Raw genomic sequence first — 14271 nt, 5'->3', positions numbered from 1 at the left:
TTTGGCTTTTAACCTTATTTTTTAAGCCAAATTTTTATGTTTAACTAATAATTTAGCATAACAGGTACTGAAGAACCTTTCTTTGTAAGCTTTTATGCGTCTATGTTGGTGAGCCAGTAACTTCAAGTTTATTTGTGTCAGTGGCACGTTAGCGAACGCGAGTGCATCTTGTAGAGAAGCCCAGTGCAGACAATTTACTGCGATCAAAAAACGATAATTATAACCATAAATTATTAAGTTTTTCTGCCGATATTATATACAAATATTTTACTTAAAAATAAATTCCGTAATTGCCCCCTTGCTATTGATATTTTAGATTACTTAAAAGTAAAAGTTATGCGCATTCAGAAGTTAGGAGGCAGAAATAACCTACGTTTAAAACTGTGGGATTGAAGCAAAACCGGAGGCTTTGTAGCTACGGCTTTGCGCTTTGTATCTTGCGCTATGCGTCTTGATACAATTCTTCTTTTGAAACTAGGTAATGGCCTAGGACTAAAATTTTCATTCATAATTCTTTCCTCCTACCCTTCGGGTGACGCTCTCTATGAGACGCTCTTGCTAGCTTGCTTCCCCATAGGGGTACGCAGGCTCCCCAAGTGAAGCAAGTGGCGTGGAAACCCCAGACGTTTGTAGACTTGTTGGTGCAGCCTCTCATAGAGAACAGGTTGCGCCATGCGCTAAAGCGTCTCCCACCCTCTGCCTCCTGCGTTCTCTGATAAGCCCTGAAAGTGCTGGAGGGTTAATAAGTAGTCAAACAGCACCGATGTGACTGGTTCAAAGCTGTGAAATTTTTCCGCAAACGAGAATTACTTGCACTGTTGCTGGGGATTTTCTTCTCAATCTCTGTAGTCCTACTCTGGCAGAGCTTTTTAATCCAAACTCCGGGGTTATTAACACAAGTACTATTGATTGCAAGGTTATTGGTTGTCATTAACCTGATATTATCAATGTATCTAGCCCTGGCTATGAAAGCAAGTAACCAACAAATAATAACAATCAATCACGAGCTAACTCATAGGATTTTTGAACAGAAGCAGGTAGAAATTGCCCTCCGCACCAGCGAAAATCGTCTGCGGCAGTTGCTGGAAACTGTCAAAGTTATTCCTTGGGAATTAGACTTGAAGACTTGGCGATTTATTTACGTTGGGCCGCAAGCAGTAGACTTGCTAAATTATCCGATCGCAGAATGGTACGAAAAAGATTTTTGGATCAATCATCTGCATCCGCATGATAAGGAAAAGTCTGTTCGTTTTCGTCAAGAAGCAACTGCTAGATGTGAGAATCATGAATTGGAATATCGGATGTTAGCAGCCGACGGGCGAATTGTTTGGTTGCGAGACGTTGTTAGTGTAGTTCAAGAGGCAGGAACCCCTACTACGCTGAGGGGGTTTATGTTTGACATTACTGATTTAAAGCAGGTTGAAGAAACCTTGAGACTGAGGGAGAGGGCACTTGCTGCTACCAGTAATGGAATTATTATTGCTGATGCCAGACTCGCTTATAATCCGATTATTTACGTCAACTCAGCTTTTGAGCAAATAACAGGCTACAGAGCTGCTGATGTGATTGGGCAAAACTGTCGATTTTTGCAACGCACAGATAGCCAGCAACCAGCACTTAATGAATTGCGGTCATCTATTCATGCTGGAAAAAGTTGCAAAGTTATTCTCCGCAACTATCGCAAAGATGGTAGCTTGTTCTGGAATGAATTGAGTATTTCTCCTATCCATGACGAAAATAGCAAGTTAAGCCACTTTATTGGAATCCAAACAGATATTAGCTTACGCAAGCTTGCCGAAGCCAGTCTGCGGCGGCAAGCCCTTACCTTTGAAAACATGCATGATGGCGTAATTATCACAGATTTAACCGGAAATATTATTGACTGGAATCCTGCTGCCGAAACTATGTATGGCTATAGTAAAGCAGAGGTTTTAGCTAAAACTCCCAGTATTTTGCAACAGCCGGAAGTAGCCGCAACATTACGCACCAAAATTATCGAAACAATCAACCAGCAAGGACGCTGGTCAGGGGAAATACACTTTATTCGCAAAGATGGTAGTGAGGGAATTTCTGAAACAACCATAGTCTCTTTACAGAATGAACAGGGGGAAACTGTTGCCACTGTTGGCGTCAATCACGACATTACCGAAAACAAACGAGCTAAAGAGGCACTGCAACGGCAATTGCATCGAACCTTACTACTTGAACAAATTACTCAGGAGATTCGTCAAAGTCTTGATATCAGCAAAATCTTTGAGACGGCTGCTACCCAAATTGGACAAGCATTTGGATCTGAACGCTGTCTGATTCATTCTTACATTAGCGATCCCACACCCCGAATTCCCTTAGTAGCTGAGTATAATATACTTCCCGGTTACTGCTCGATGTTGAAATTGGAAGTTCCCATGACCAACAATCCTCATGCCGAGCAGATGATGACACAAGAAATAGCGATCGCTTCTCCTAATGTGTACATTGATCCTTTACTCCAGGCGGCTGAACCTATTTGCCGAGAAATTGGGCTGAAGTCTATGCTGTCAATCCGCACCTCCTATCAAGGAGAACCTAATGGTGCGATCGGTTTACACCAGTGCAGCTATTTTCGCCAGTGGACACAAGACGAAATCGAATTACTAGAAGCAGTGGCCGCTCAACTGGGTATTGCTCTAGCACAAGCTCACTTACTGGAACAAGAAACGCGTCAACGTGAAGAACTTACCTTGAAAAACTTTGCCTTGGAGCAGGCAAAACGTCAGGCAGAAGCCGCAAATCGGTCAAAAAGTGAGTTTTTGGCAATGATGAGTCACGAAATTCGGACTCCAATGAATGCTGTTATTGGTATGACTGATCTTCTGCTGGATACTGACCTCACCCCTCAACAGCAAGACTTTGTGGAAACAGTTCGTAGTAGTGGGGATGCTTTGCTTACCATCATCAACGACATTCTAGATTTCTCCAAAATTGAGTCGGGAAAGCTGGAATTAGAAGAACAGCCTTTTGATTTGAGAGCTTGTGTAGAGCAGGCTATTTCCCTTTTAGCTCCTAAAGCTGCCCAAAAAGATATCGAACTAGCTTACCTAATCCAGCCGCAAGTTCCCACCCAGATCATCGGCGATTTGACTCGTCTGCGCCAAGTCTTGATGAATCTCCTCAACAATGCCATTAAGTTTACTGAAAACGGAGAAGTGGTACTCTCTGTCGAACTGGGGGCTAAAGCCCAGTCCCCAATACCTGTTGGACACCCGCAATGTCTCTACGAAATTCAATTTGCCATCAAAGATACAGGTATTGGCATCACACCAGAGAAAATAGAGCGGTTATTTCACCCCTTCACTCAGGCTGATGTCTCTATGACTCGACGATATGGCGGTACAGGATTAGGACTGGTGATCAGCAAGCGGCTAACTAAAATGATGGGGGGCACTCTTTGGGTGGAAAGCCAAGGTTTTGTCGGTGGCAATCCTAGCCCTAGATGGGAAAGTGGAAAATTTTCCCAAGGTTCAACATTCTACTTTACTATTAATAGCAAAGCGCTTGTACCAGAAGAAGCTGAATTAAGCACTCCGCTAGTGCAGCTTGCCAGAAAGCGCCTGTTGATTGTGGATGACAATCTGACTAATTGCCAAATTCTCAGGTTGCAAGCTGAATCTTGGAAAATGGAAACTTATACTGCCAAATCTGGTAGAGAAGCTTTAGTTGAACTTGCTAAAGGAACGCAATTTGATATTGCCATTTTAGATATGCAGATGCCAGAAATGGATGGCACAACCCTAGCTCGTCAAATCCGCAAGCAATCTGGTTGTCAAAATCTGCCTTTGGTGATTATGACCTCTTTGGGTAAAGTAGAAGCTTCCTTTGACTTTAATGATGTCCAGTTTGCTGCCTCTTTGAGCAAACCCATCAAACAGTCTCAACTCTACGATGTTATTACCCGTGTTTTGGGTAATCAGCCAATCCAAGCCAGTATTTCTAATACTCCCTTGGTTGATCGGCATTTGGCCCATCGACTGCCACTGCGAATTCTTCTGGCAGAGGATACACTTGTCAATCAGAAAGTTGCCCTATTGATGCTACAGAAAATGGGTTATGGGGCGGATGTCGTCACCAATGGGCTAGAAGTGCTTAAGGCTTTGCAAAAACAGCCCTATGACGTAGTGTTGATGGATGTTCACATGCCTGAAATGGATGGGTTAGAAGCAACTCGGAGAATATATCAAGAATGGGGAGTGGGTTTTCGTCCCCATATCATCGCCATAACTGCCAATGCAATGCGGGGCGATCGCGAAGTCTGTCTTGCTGCTGGTATGGATGACTACATTAGCAAACCCATTCAGCTTCAAGAGTTAGCTGAGGCACTCAGCAAATGTCCACCCCAAAGAAGTTCTGAATTCACTTCCATAGGAAAACAAGGGAAAGTGATTTGTCCAGAATTGCAACCTTCGCAAAATGGCGTTGCAAAACAGTGGGATGAATTGGGGCAAGCTCTTGAGGCAGGGGAGGCAGAGGGAGCAGGGGGGGAATTTTGGAAGTTGCTAAATCATCCCGCAAATATACAACGCCCGCAAAATATCTTACAGGAAGGGCAAAATCAAATATTAAAAACTGCCAATATTGATCCTAAAATTCTCCAATCCTTGCGGAATATGGTCAGAGGAGATCGTGTGGTGTTTGCTGAACTGATTGAGTGTTATCTTACAGAAACACCGAGACTAGTGCAAGATATTAGCACAGCTATCACAACTCAGGATACCCAGACTATATGGAAGACAGCTCACAAACTCAAGTCCAGCAGTGCTTCTGTTGGAGCGATCGCCTTAGCGCAGCTTTGCAAGGTGTTAGAAGCACAGGGACGCAGCAGTAAATTAGAAAACTGCCCAGAATTACTCTTACAACTATACCAGGAATATGAACAAGTTAAAACTGCCTTACAAAAAGAACTTGCGAAGGAAGTACCATGAAAGCCAATGCCCAAGAAAGTCAATCTTTAGTTCTAATTGTTGATGATGAACCTTTTATCCGCTTGATATTGCGCCATTTCTTAGAGCGTGAAGGGTATCAAATAGCAGAAGCTCAAAATGGCATAGAGGCATTAACTGCTTTTAAGCAATTGCACCCTGATATAGTACTCCTTGATGCCATAATGCCAGATATGGATGGATTCGAGTGTTGTACTCAGTTACAGCCTCTTGATAGTAGCAAGCACACTCCAGTTTTAATGATTACAGGACTTGAAGATCAAGAGTCAGTTGATCGTGCATTTGAAGTGGGTGCAATGGATTATGTTACCAAACCAATTCACTGGCCAGTTTTGCGACAACGGGTAAAACGCTTGATTCAGCAATCTCAGTTACAGCAAAAACTGGAAGCCGTTAATCTGGAATTGCAGCGATTAGTTACTATTGATGGATTAACTCAAGTAGCTAACCGCCGACGGTTTGAAGAGTATTTTAACCAAGAGTGGCAGCGCCTGAAACGCGATCAACGACCGCTCTCCCTAATTCTTTGCGATGTTGATTTCTTCAAATTATATAACGATACCTACGGTCATCGGGTAGGCGATCGCTGTCTTCAGAAAATTGCTCAAGCCATCAAAGATATTATTAAACGTCCCGGAGACCTAGTTGCCCGTTATGGTGGGGAAGAATTTGCTGTGATTTTACCTAACACAGACACCGAGGGAGCGACTCATGTTGCCGACAAAATTTGCCATGCTGTCCGAACGCTAGCAATTCCTCATAAAAATTCCCTAGTTAGTCCTCATGTAACCCTGAGTGCTGGGTTTACGACAGAAATTCCTCACCTAGATTCTGACTTGGAAGATATGATTTCCGCCGCAGATCGGGCGTTGTATCAAGCAAAGGCAGCAGGACGCGATCGCTTTGTGCAAAATATTTTACTACCCAGAAGTAAAAATTCCCGCTATGGGAACTCCAAAAAATAAATTATCCAATTTCAATCTTTCAAAACAACTTTCCCTCCCCCTGCTCCCTGCTCCCCTGCCTTCAAAGCGATGGGATATTTTTTTAATTGGAAGTCCCTAATGCACCAGCGAAATTTTGGATTTTAGATTTTGGATTATGCAAGAGTGACTGGTAATCGCATTTAGCCTTTCATCTGTCACAATCATTAGTATCAAAAGTCCATAGCTAATGACTAATGACTAATACAACTCTTGGAGAGGCTGCGTCAACGGCTACGCGGTTCCTGAGCGTAGTTGAAGGGCAGTACAAGTGACCAATGACCAATGACTATTTTAAAAATCTACCCCTCGTTTAAGTTCTACACCTTGATTGGCATAATGTTTGTGGCAGTAAACCTCAGAATGAACGCTAGCCAAGTCGAAGTACGCGGGTGGATTTTGGCAGCGGCCAGTGATAATGATTTCGGTGTCGCGGGGTTTGCGGAGTAAAGCTTGGACAATGGGTTCAACGGGGAGTAGTTCTAAGTCAACGGTGGGATTGAGTTCATCGAGAATAATAGTTTTATACAGTCCAGAGGCGATCGCAACTTTCGCAATTTCCCAACCCCGTTCGGCTTCTACATAATCTAATTCTTGCCGGGAATTTCTCCAGACGATTGCATCTCCACCGCAGCGCTGATGATCCACCACTTCTGGATATGACTGCTGTAAGGCAGCGATCGCAGCGTCTTCTGTGTAGCCAGTACCACCTTTAAGCCACTGCATAATCAACACACGGGTAGACCCTGGATGATTAATTCCTCTACCAATTGCCTGTAAGGCTTTGCCCAAAGCACTAGTAGACTTACCTTTACCAGCACCAGTATAAATTTCAATCCCTTCCAGGAAGAGGGCTTTGGCTGTTGGGTGGTGATGAGGTTTCATTTCTGAGTGTAAATCTGCAATATCGAGCAACTTTTGGGGTGCGGCGCGTCCGGTGGCGATGATTTCCAACTCTTGGGGTTTGGATTTTAATGTCTTTACCACTTCATCCACTGGTAGCAAACCCAAATCCAGAACCGGGTTAATTTCATCCAAAACGACAACTGAATATAAACCACTAGCGATCGCACCTTTGGCTACATCCCAGCCCCGCATCGCTTCATTTCGGTCAAAGGTAGTAATTTCCTCTGGCCCAAAAAATTCGGCTCTCCCAGTGCGAACCTGGTCAATTAAATGGGGGAACCCGCGCTGCAAAGCTGCGATCGCGCCATCTTCGTCATAATCACGTTCTGGCCCTTTTAAAAACCGCAGCAGTAAAACACGGTTAGAATTGCTAGGCGTATTTATCCCCAAGCCAATGGAGCGCAAAACCACCCCCAAAGCCGCTTGAGATTTACCTTTACCCAAGCCATCATAGACGTGAATTTGACCAATGAGCCGTTCCTGACGCACTTGCGCCGTGCGAATACCAATACCGTTCCTTGTCATCTCTCGAAAAGCTATAACTATGGCAGTCTTTAATCTTACCTAACGTCTTGTACTCTCATCTGAGAAACTGCCCCTCTAGCGCCCCCTTACAATGGTTAGTTTTATGTATTAACAATATTAATAGAAAAATACCGGCACACCAACATAGTAAAGGACAAGAACAATGGCATAATTTCCCCCATCACCCTTACTATCCCAGTTATACTCACTACAGTTAACCCTTACCCTTGACCATTTATGCCTGAAAGTTGGATGCTTCCCAGGATTTTTCCCATTGGTGGAATTCTGTTTGACTTTTTGTTTGTACTGATTGCCATCCCTATCGAAGCATACGTTTTGCACTCTCGACTAAAATTCGATAAGAAAACCAGTACTTTCTATGCTATTTCTATCAATCTCTTTTCTAGTGTAATTGGTTGGTTCATATTTTTTGTATCAGAACCCTTTTTGTCGATACAGATTAAATCGGAATTAATTAACTATATGTTTTTTAATAATTTTAAATCGTCAAATACACAAACTTTAATTATTTTAACTGCTTGTATAATTTTCTTTGCTACTTTTTTGATAAAATTTTTAATTTTAAGGGGTTTGCTAATATCACTAAATGAATCATTTGCTAAAAAAGAAGAGGATCCTCAAACATCTCAACGGCAGCGATGGCGTCGTTTTAGCAGTATTAAATTCCAAAATACTAATTTAGTTACTACTATATTAATAGCAAATTGTCTGAGCTATACTGCGATAACAATTATTTTACTATTTAGGTCAAAATAGTAAAAAATTACTTGTTTAATTCCGAGAAGAATTAGTGATTAATTAATGAATTAGGTGTAGGGAGGAAAATGAATACGCTACTTAAAGATGTATTTGGGATTTTTAAATTTGCTGAAGGGATTTATGCAAGAATTAGAAAAATATTAGTTCCACCTAAAGCTTATTCTTGGCAGACATTTATTTATCTGAGTGTTTTTTCTTGGGTGCTTTCATATTTTGCCATAGGTTATATCAAAGATGTAATTGCCTTTTTCGGTTGGTTATTTTTAATTGCCGGTACATCTTGGTATACAACTGAAGATCCTTTAAGAGTTCCTGGTACTTTTATGCCAGTCGGGGCAGTGATCACTGGATTCTTAGTGAGTGTTTTTGCATTTGGAAATCAACAGGACGTAATTACACCAAGAACAATAGTTTTTTGGCCGACAATTTCAGCACTAATTACGGCAATACCAGAGTTTATTGAAGGAAATGACACCGACGCAAAAGCTCGCATTCCTAAACCAGAAGACCGCCAAAGAATCATAATTTTAGTTGCTAGTAGTATGCTGCTAAGTTGCTGGATTCAGTTTTACTTTGTGATGGATAATTGGTTTCAACAATATCCCAGTTTGCAGGCAGATACTTTCAAAGGTAGTACCTTTGTTGTCAGAACAGAAGAACGAGTAAAAATTCCACGAAACGGCGTTATAATTCTAGAAAAACTTCAACCAATAGTAGAAGAACAAATAGCTGAAACACCTTGGTCGGAAGTGGAAAAATGGTTGCTAGATGCGAAACAGAGGGTTGGAACTCTTGGTAGGGAAGTAATTCAAAAGAACCTGGCTAAATATGAAGAGAAGGAGCTATGGCGCATTGAACCACGTGTAGCTAATACTAAGTCTGGATATATATTAGATTTATTAAGTATTTGGATAGGCCCGAGTTCTAACCCACGAGGATATTATTTGAAGAAATCTTGTCGAATTGAACCAGTTGCAGCAGCTAATAATTCAGGCAATAAGATTACAGTTGCAGAAATTGAATGCGATCGCGCCAGTAAATTTATTGCTGGCTCACCGCCTCCGCAGCAGTGAAGGTGGGGGGCAGGGAGCAGGGAGCAGGTTTGCCGTGAGCTTGTCCTGAGCGTAGCCGAACGGGAGCAGGGTGAAAATTCCTCTCCTCTGCACCCTTCCCAATGACAAATGACAAATGACCAATGACAAATGACAAATGACTATTAACAGAATTTTTGTATTGGCAAAAAATGTATTTCAGGAAGTGGTACGCGATCGCATCCTATATATTATTGGTTTTTATGCGCTAATACTCGCCATCGCCTTCCGCGTCCTTCCTGAATTTGCAGCTACGACTGAAAACAAAATATTTTTAGACTTTGGGATGGCAGCAATGAATGCCATCGGGTTAATTATTACGATATTTGTTGGTACGGGACTGGTTAATAAAGAAATTGAAAAACGCACTATCTTGGTGCTAATTGCTAAACCTGTCAGCCGCAGCGAAATTATCGTCGGCAAATACTTGGGTTTATCCGCAGTATTAGCTGTACTTGTCGCCACGATGACAGCAATTTATCTGGTATTTCTGCAAATTGGTAATATTCCTCATCCTACGGCGAGTATTCTAATTGCTGCAATTTTCTTATTTTTGCAGTTGTCATTAATCACTGCTGTGGCTATTAGCTTCGGTGTTTTTACTGCTTCTCTGTTAGCGACTGTTTTAACCTTTGCAGTATATTTAATCGGAAATATTACTCAAGATTTAGTACAACTTGGGCGTCTTAGCCGCAACCCTGGTATGGAACGTCTAACTCAAGGTTTGTTTCTCATCTTGCCAGATTTATCTCGATTAAATTTGAAAAATGATGCCGTTTATGGTTTGCAAGCACTACCTGACACCACTGGACTGATTATGAATGCTGGTTATGGCTTACTTTATAGTGCCATGTTGTTAGCGATCGCTATTTTTATCTTTTCAAAACGCGAATTTTAAGCATCGGGCATGGGGAAGGGGACAAGGCGAAAGACTTGTTGTAAGTTTTTTGTCACCTTGTCCCCTTGGGGAACATCCCACTTTTGCAAAATCTAACAATCTTCCGTCATTGCGAGGAACGAAGCAATCCCAGCCATTGCGATTGCTTCGTTCCTTGCAATGACATGTTAAATTTTATTATTTCATCAAAAAATAAAAACTGGGATGCACCCGTCCCCTTGTCTCCTCTAGTCCGCCTGCTTCTCCTGCTTATCCGAACTGTATTGCTTACACATCTACAAGGGTTGAGCGCCTTGGCTAGATGCTTTTTGTGCAATGGTTTTCAAGCGAGTCGCTCTGCTTTTACGGATACGTTCACTTTTGCGAACTCCACCAGCCATCTCATATTCACGGCTATCTTTGCCGTATTTAAAGCCGATTCCCATGAGCATTTTTTCAGAGAAAGTACCCAAGGTTTGTTCTAACTCTTCAATTTCTACTTTGGAAGAGTCAATCGTGCTGAGAGCAGTATTATGAGCTTCTAACTTGCCGCGTAATTGCTCAATTAGTTCTGTCAGGATTTTTAAATTACAAGTATCTCCAAGATCCAAATTGACATCAATTGCTTTGAGTCCAGCAAATCTTAACTCAGCATTTTCTAGAACGCGGGATGTACGTTTTCTCAAAGACATAAATTTAGTTACTTATAACATTTATACAGCTACTATGCTCTATTAAAAATATATTCTGGTTCAGCAAAATCCACAAAAATAATTATACATTTTATGAAATAGATACTGGTAAATTCTCTTAATTTATTTAAAGTGTTTATCTAATCTTAATTACAGTTTGAGCATTCATAACTACAGAAGAAGCTGTGTTAACTACAGCTTGAGCATTCATAACTACAAAAGAAGCTGTGTTAACTACAGCTTAAGGATTACTTATCATATAAGTAATATTTATAACTAGTGCTTAAGCTGTATTAACTAAGGCTTCAAGTTTACTTATTAGATAATGAGCGTCTATAACTACAGCTTCACCATTAATAAGTACTGTTTAAGTTGTATCAAATACGGCTTAAACAGTAATTATAGCTGTTCCCCTATGGGTAATATCAAGTTCAGAGCGATCTGATCGCAACTGGACTTGAGCATTATGGATTTTGGTGGGAGCAAATGGCTAAAGATAAAGCACATCAAACTGAGCCTGATAAGCCTTTCCGTCGGGGTCGGATTTGGGCGGAGAAAAGAAATAGTTTTTTGTAGGCTTTTGCAGATGACGTGAAAAGTCAGCTAGGTATTCCCATGCATAGCATGGGAACCAAATTAAAAGATTATCTCTTTACAAGGCTACTTCTAACTAATAAATAACTATCTGAGGTTGCTCAATTGTGCCATCAGGCATGATAGTATCCCGCAACTTTGCATAAATCAGATTTGTCTTCCAAAGGTTTGCTTTACTCAAGTTTGCCTTGGTTAAATTTGCCCATGTCAAATCTGCACCAGTTAAGTTAGCCTCAGTTAAATTAGCTTCTAGTAATTTTGCTCCACATAGCTTTGCTCCTGCGAGATTTGCAAAACTTAAGTTAGCTTCAATCAGCGATGCTTCAATTAATGTGGCTTCACTTAAGTCTGCTTCTCTCAAATCCACATCACACAATGAAGCACCCCAAAGATTACTAGCTGTGAATTTCACCCGCCATAAGAAAGTTCCGCACAAATTTGCTCGTGTTAAATCAGCATTATTCAAATTGGCTTCACACAAAGATGCTTCATACAAATTAGCTTCACGTAAGCTAGCTTGCATCAAATTTGCGCCACTTAAATTGGCACGAGTCAGAACACAGCCAGACAAATTTGCACCACGGAAATCCGCTCCAATTAAGTTAATACCACTTAAATCAATTCCTTTCAGGTCAATTCCACTGAAGTCACATCCACTGAAATCTCGGCGCTGAAAATATTTATTTGTGAGTTGACTTAATATAAATTCCTGCTGTTCAGCATAATTTTTCATGGTATTCACCTCTGAGTGTAATTTATCTTAAAGTTCGAGTGTGATAGTTACCGTATATTGAGAGTACACCCCAAATGGAGATCAGCTGAGTAAATAATCAAAAATAAATTCACGAAAAATCGCCAATCACCTGAAAATGGGCTTTTTTCGGAGATTTTAAAACAAAAAATGCTGACATAAGTCAGGAAATATTCATACAACAAGAGTCACGTTGCTTGCTACGAATTCAAAATTAACAATACCCATAAGTAAATCACTACTGAGTACTTCTCCTCACCGAAACAGTGCTGTTAGTGGTAGCAGGGTGTTTAGCCTTGTGCTGAGTAAAAAATGCTTTTACTAGTGCGCTTTTTGATTTACTTGTAACCAAATTTCTAAACTAGCAAGCAACCACAATTTCACTCCATAACGACTCCAAGTATCTCCTTGATAGTTTAACCAATTGCGAATTGGTAACTGGTTCAAGTAAGGAGTGATAGCTGCATTCCGATTGAGCAATAAATCTCTGGCTTCTTGCTGCCAATATTTCCGGAATCCTAACTGCACTGGCACCATCATGCCACTTTTGGGACGATGAATAATCGCGTCTGGCAAAATATCTGCAATTGCCTGCTTTAAAACCGCTTTTTCTTCCACTCCAGAAAGCTTATACTCTGGAGGGATTTCCATGCTTAAGTCTACTACTCGTTGGTCAAACAAGGGAGAACGACCATGCAAAAGGGCTGCTTGAGTCAAGTTACTGACTTTCGTCAGAATTTGGTCAGCGCCTTTAAATTTGATATTCATTGCCATCAAACGATTCAGATAGTTAGCTTGAGAATATAAATCTTCTTCAAAAACCCAAGGTGCGGTTTGTACTGCTGTCCAAACTTCTGGTTTTAAAAGTTGCGGTAAGTCAACAGCGCACTTTTGAAAGGAAATTAAATAAGCTTGCAATGCATCCTGATTGGTCACAGAGCCATATAAACTATTGATTAGCATTGGCTGATTTTTTGGCCCACCAAAACAGGGGTCGCCACCTTCACCATTTAAAACTACTTCTACACTTTCTCTCGCTAGTCGTCCCAGCAAGAGGTTGGGAACAGTTAGTGGGTCGCCAATGGGGTCATCTAAATAGGCCATTGTTTCCGGAAGGCGTGACCACATATCCTTAAAAGTAATTTCTAAAATGTGGTGCTGCGTCTGACAATGGGATGCAACAAGACTGGAAAATTCTAACTCATTGGGACATTCCGAACCAAAATGAATCGAGAAGGTATGGACTGGTGCTTTGTGGAATTTTGCTACTAAAGCAGTGATACCGCTAGAGTCTAAACCACCAGAAAGAAAAACGCCGACGGGTTCATTTGCTGGTGGTAAATATTCTTGAACAACTTGGTCTAAGAGTTCTCGCAAGCGATCGCCATGCCATGTTAAGGGTTGATCTATTGCTATAATCTGTTCTTGAAGCTGCCAATAAGCTGCAACTTTGTGGTCGGGAAATTCTAAAACGGTTCCAGGTCGCAGTTCTCGCACTTGTTCCCAAAGCGTTCGTTCGCCTGGAACAAAGGCACAACAAAGATAATCTCGCAACGCCACCAAATCTAAATCGGATGAACGATGGGGTGATAAAGTTCTCAGTTGAGGCGCAATCCAACGAACCGAACCAGTGGTAGTGTAATAGAGGGTACGAACACCGATGCGATCGCGAATTAACCTCAACACCTGTTTTTCTCTATCCCAAACCACTAGCGCAAACATCCCCACAAGTTGGCTAAGACATTCATTGCCCCATCGTTCCCAAAGATTGGCAATTAGTTGCAGAGAACTTCCTTGAAAGCTATCCGGTTCAATTCCCAACTTTTGCAGCAATTGCACTCGGTTAGTTAACCAAACATCACCAATAACAACAAATCGTCCTTTATAACTGATTGCTAATTTTTCCGTCAGAAATCCAGAAGCTGTGCGTGGTAAAATTACAGAAATTTTTTCATCTCGCCAAGCTATATCTTCATAATTTTCATCAACTGTTCCCCACGCTACGCGCCAGGTTGGGTCAGTTTTGATAAATTCGATTTTAGGAGATTTACGATTTTTAAACGCATCAAATAACATGGTAAATTTTTAACGCATAA

The 14271-nt window shown here is 41.3% G+C and carries 10 protein-coding genes; 6 read left to right on the top strand and 4 right to left on the bottom strand.

All coding sequences use genetic code 11. The features are described 5' to 3' along the window. Positions 1–782 precede the first annotated feature (782 nt). The gene (locus RM347_RS12735; protein WP_322722510.1) at positions 783–4958 is read left to right on the top strand and encodes a PAS domain S-box protein; all 4176 of its coding nucleotides are present in this window, start codon (positions 783–785) and stop codon (positions 4956–4958) included. Then, complete coding sequence (locus RM347_RS12730) at positions 4955–5941, top strand: PleD family two-component system response regulator (protein WP_322722508.1); 987 nt, start codon at positions 4955–4957, stop codon at positions 5939–5941. Before RM347_RS12735 ends, RM347_RS12730 begins: the two co-directional genes overlap by 4 nt. Before the next feature lie 312 nt (positions 5942–6253). Here RM347_RS12730 and RM347_RS12725 read toward each other — a convergent pair whose 3' ends face one another. Further along, on the bottom strand, positions 6254–7390 hold the full coding sequence (locus RM347_RS12725; protein WP_322722507.1) for a cob(I)yrinic acid a,c-diamide adenosyltransferase: 1137 nt from the start codon (positions 7388–7390) through the stop codon (positions 6254–6256). 237 nt (positions 7391–7627) lie between these two features. Between RM347_RS12725 and fraC the strand changes: the two genes are divergently transcribed. The 3 genes from fraC to RM347_RS12710 all read left to right on the top strand — a co-directional run bounded on the left by fraC (position 7628) and on the right by RM347_RS12710 (position 10159). Then, the gene (gene fraC / locus RM347_RS12720; RefSeq protein ID WP_322722505.1) at positions 7628–8167 is read left to right on the top strand and encodes a filament integrity protein FraC; all 540 of its coding nucleotides are present in this window, start codon (positions 7628–7630) and stop codon (positions 8165–8167) included. A gap of 68 nt (positions 8168–8235) precedes the next feature. After that, the gene (gene fraD / locus RM347_RS12715; RefSeq protein WP_322722504.1) at positions 8236–9243 is read left to right on the top strand and encodes a septal junction protein FraD; all 1008 of its coding nucleotides are present in this window, start codon (positions 8236–8238) and stop codon (positions 9241–9243) included. A gap of 136 nt (positions 9244–9379) precedes the next feature. Continuing rightward, positions 9380–10159 (top strand): ABC transporter permease, encoded by a 780-nt coding sequence (locus tag RM347_RS12710; RefSeq protein ID WP_322722503.1) that lies wholly within the window; start codon positions 9380–9382, stop codon positions 10157–10159. Positions 10160–10434: 275 nt separating this feature from the next. Here RM347_RS12710 and RM347_RS12705 read toward each other — a convergent pair whose 3' ends face one another. Next, positions 10435–10830, bottom strand: coding sequence for a hypothetical protein (locus RM347_RS12705; protein ID WP_322722501.1), 396 nt, complete (start codon positions 10828–10830; stop codon positions 10435–10437). 441 nt (positions 10831–11271) lie between these two features. On the opposite strand from RM347_RS12705, the gene RM347_RS12700 reads away from it, so the two are divergent. After that, positions 11272–11406, top strand: a complete 135-nt coding sequence (locus RM347_RS12700; protein ID WP_322722512.1) for a cyanobactin biosynthesis PatC/TenC/TruC family protein — start codon at positions 11272–11274, stop codon at positions 11404–11406. 94 nt (positions 11407–11500) lie between these two features. Here the strand turns inward: RM347_RS12700 and RM347_RS12695 are convergent, their stop codons facing one another. Together RM347_RS12695 and RM347_RS12690 are read right to left on the bottom strand one after the other, a co-directional pair. Next, on the bottom strand, positions 11501–12157 hold the full coding sequence (locus RM347_RS12695) for a pentapeptide repeat-containing protein (protein ID WP_322722499.1): 657 nt from the start codon (positions 12155–12157) through the stop codon (positions 11501–11503). A gap of 339 nt (positions 12158–12496) precedes the next feature. Next, positions 12497–14251, bottom strand: a complete 1755-nt coding sequence (locus tag RM347_RS12690; protein ID WP_322722497.1) for an asparagine synthetase B family protein — start codon at positions 14249–14251, stop codon at positions 12497–12499. Positions 14252–14271: the final 20 nt, after the last annotated feature.

It is taken from the genome of Nostoc sp. ChiQUE02 (assembly GCF_034531305.2).
Lineage (GTDB): Bacteria > Cyanobacteriota > Cyanobacteriia > Cyanobacteriales > Nostocaceae > Nostoc.
Note: the sequence above shows the minus strand (reverse complement) of the source record. Positions and strands in the feature narration are given on the sequence as shown.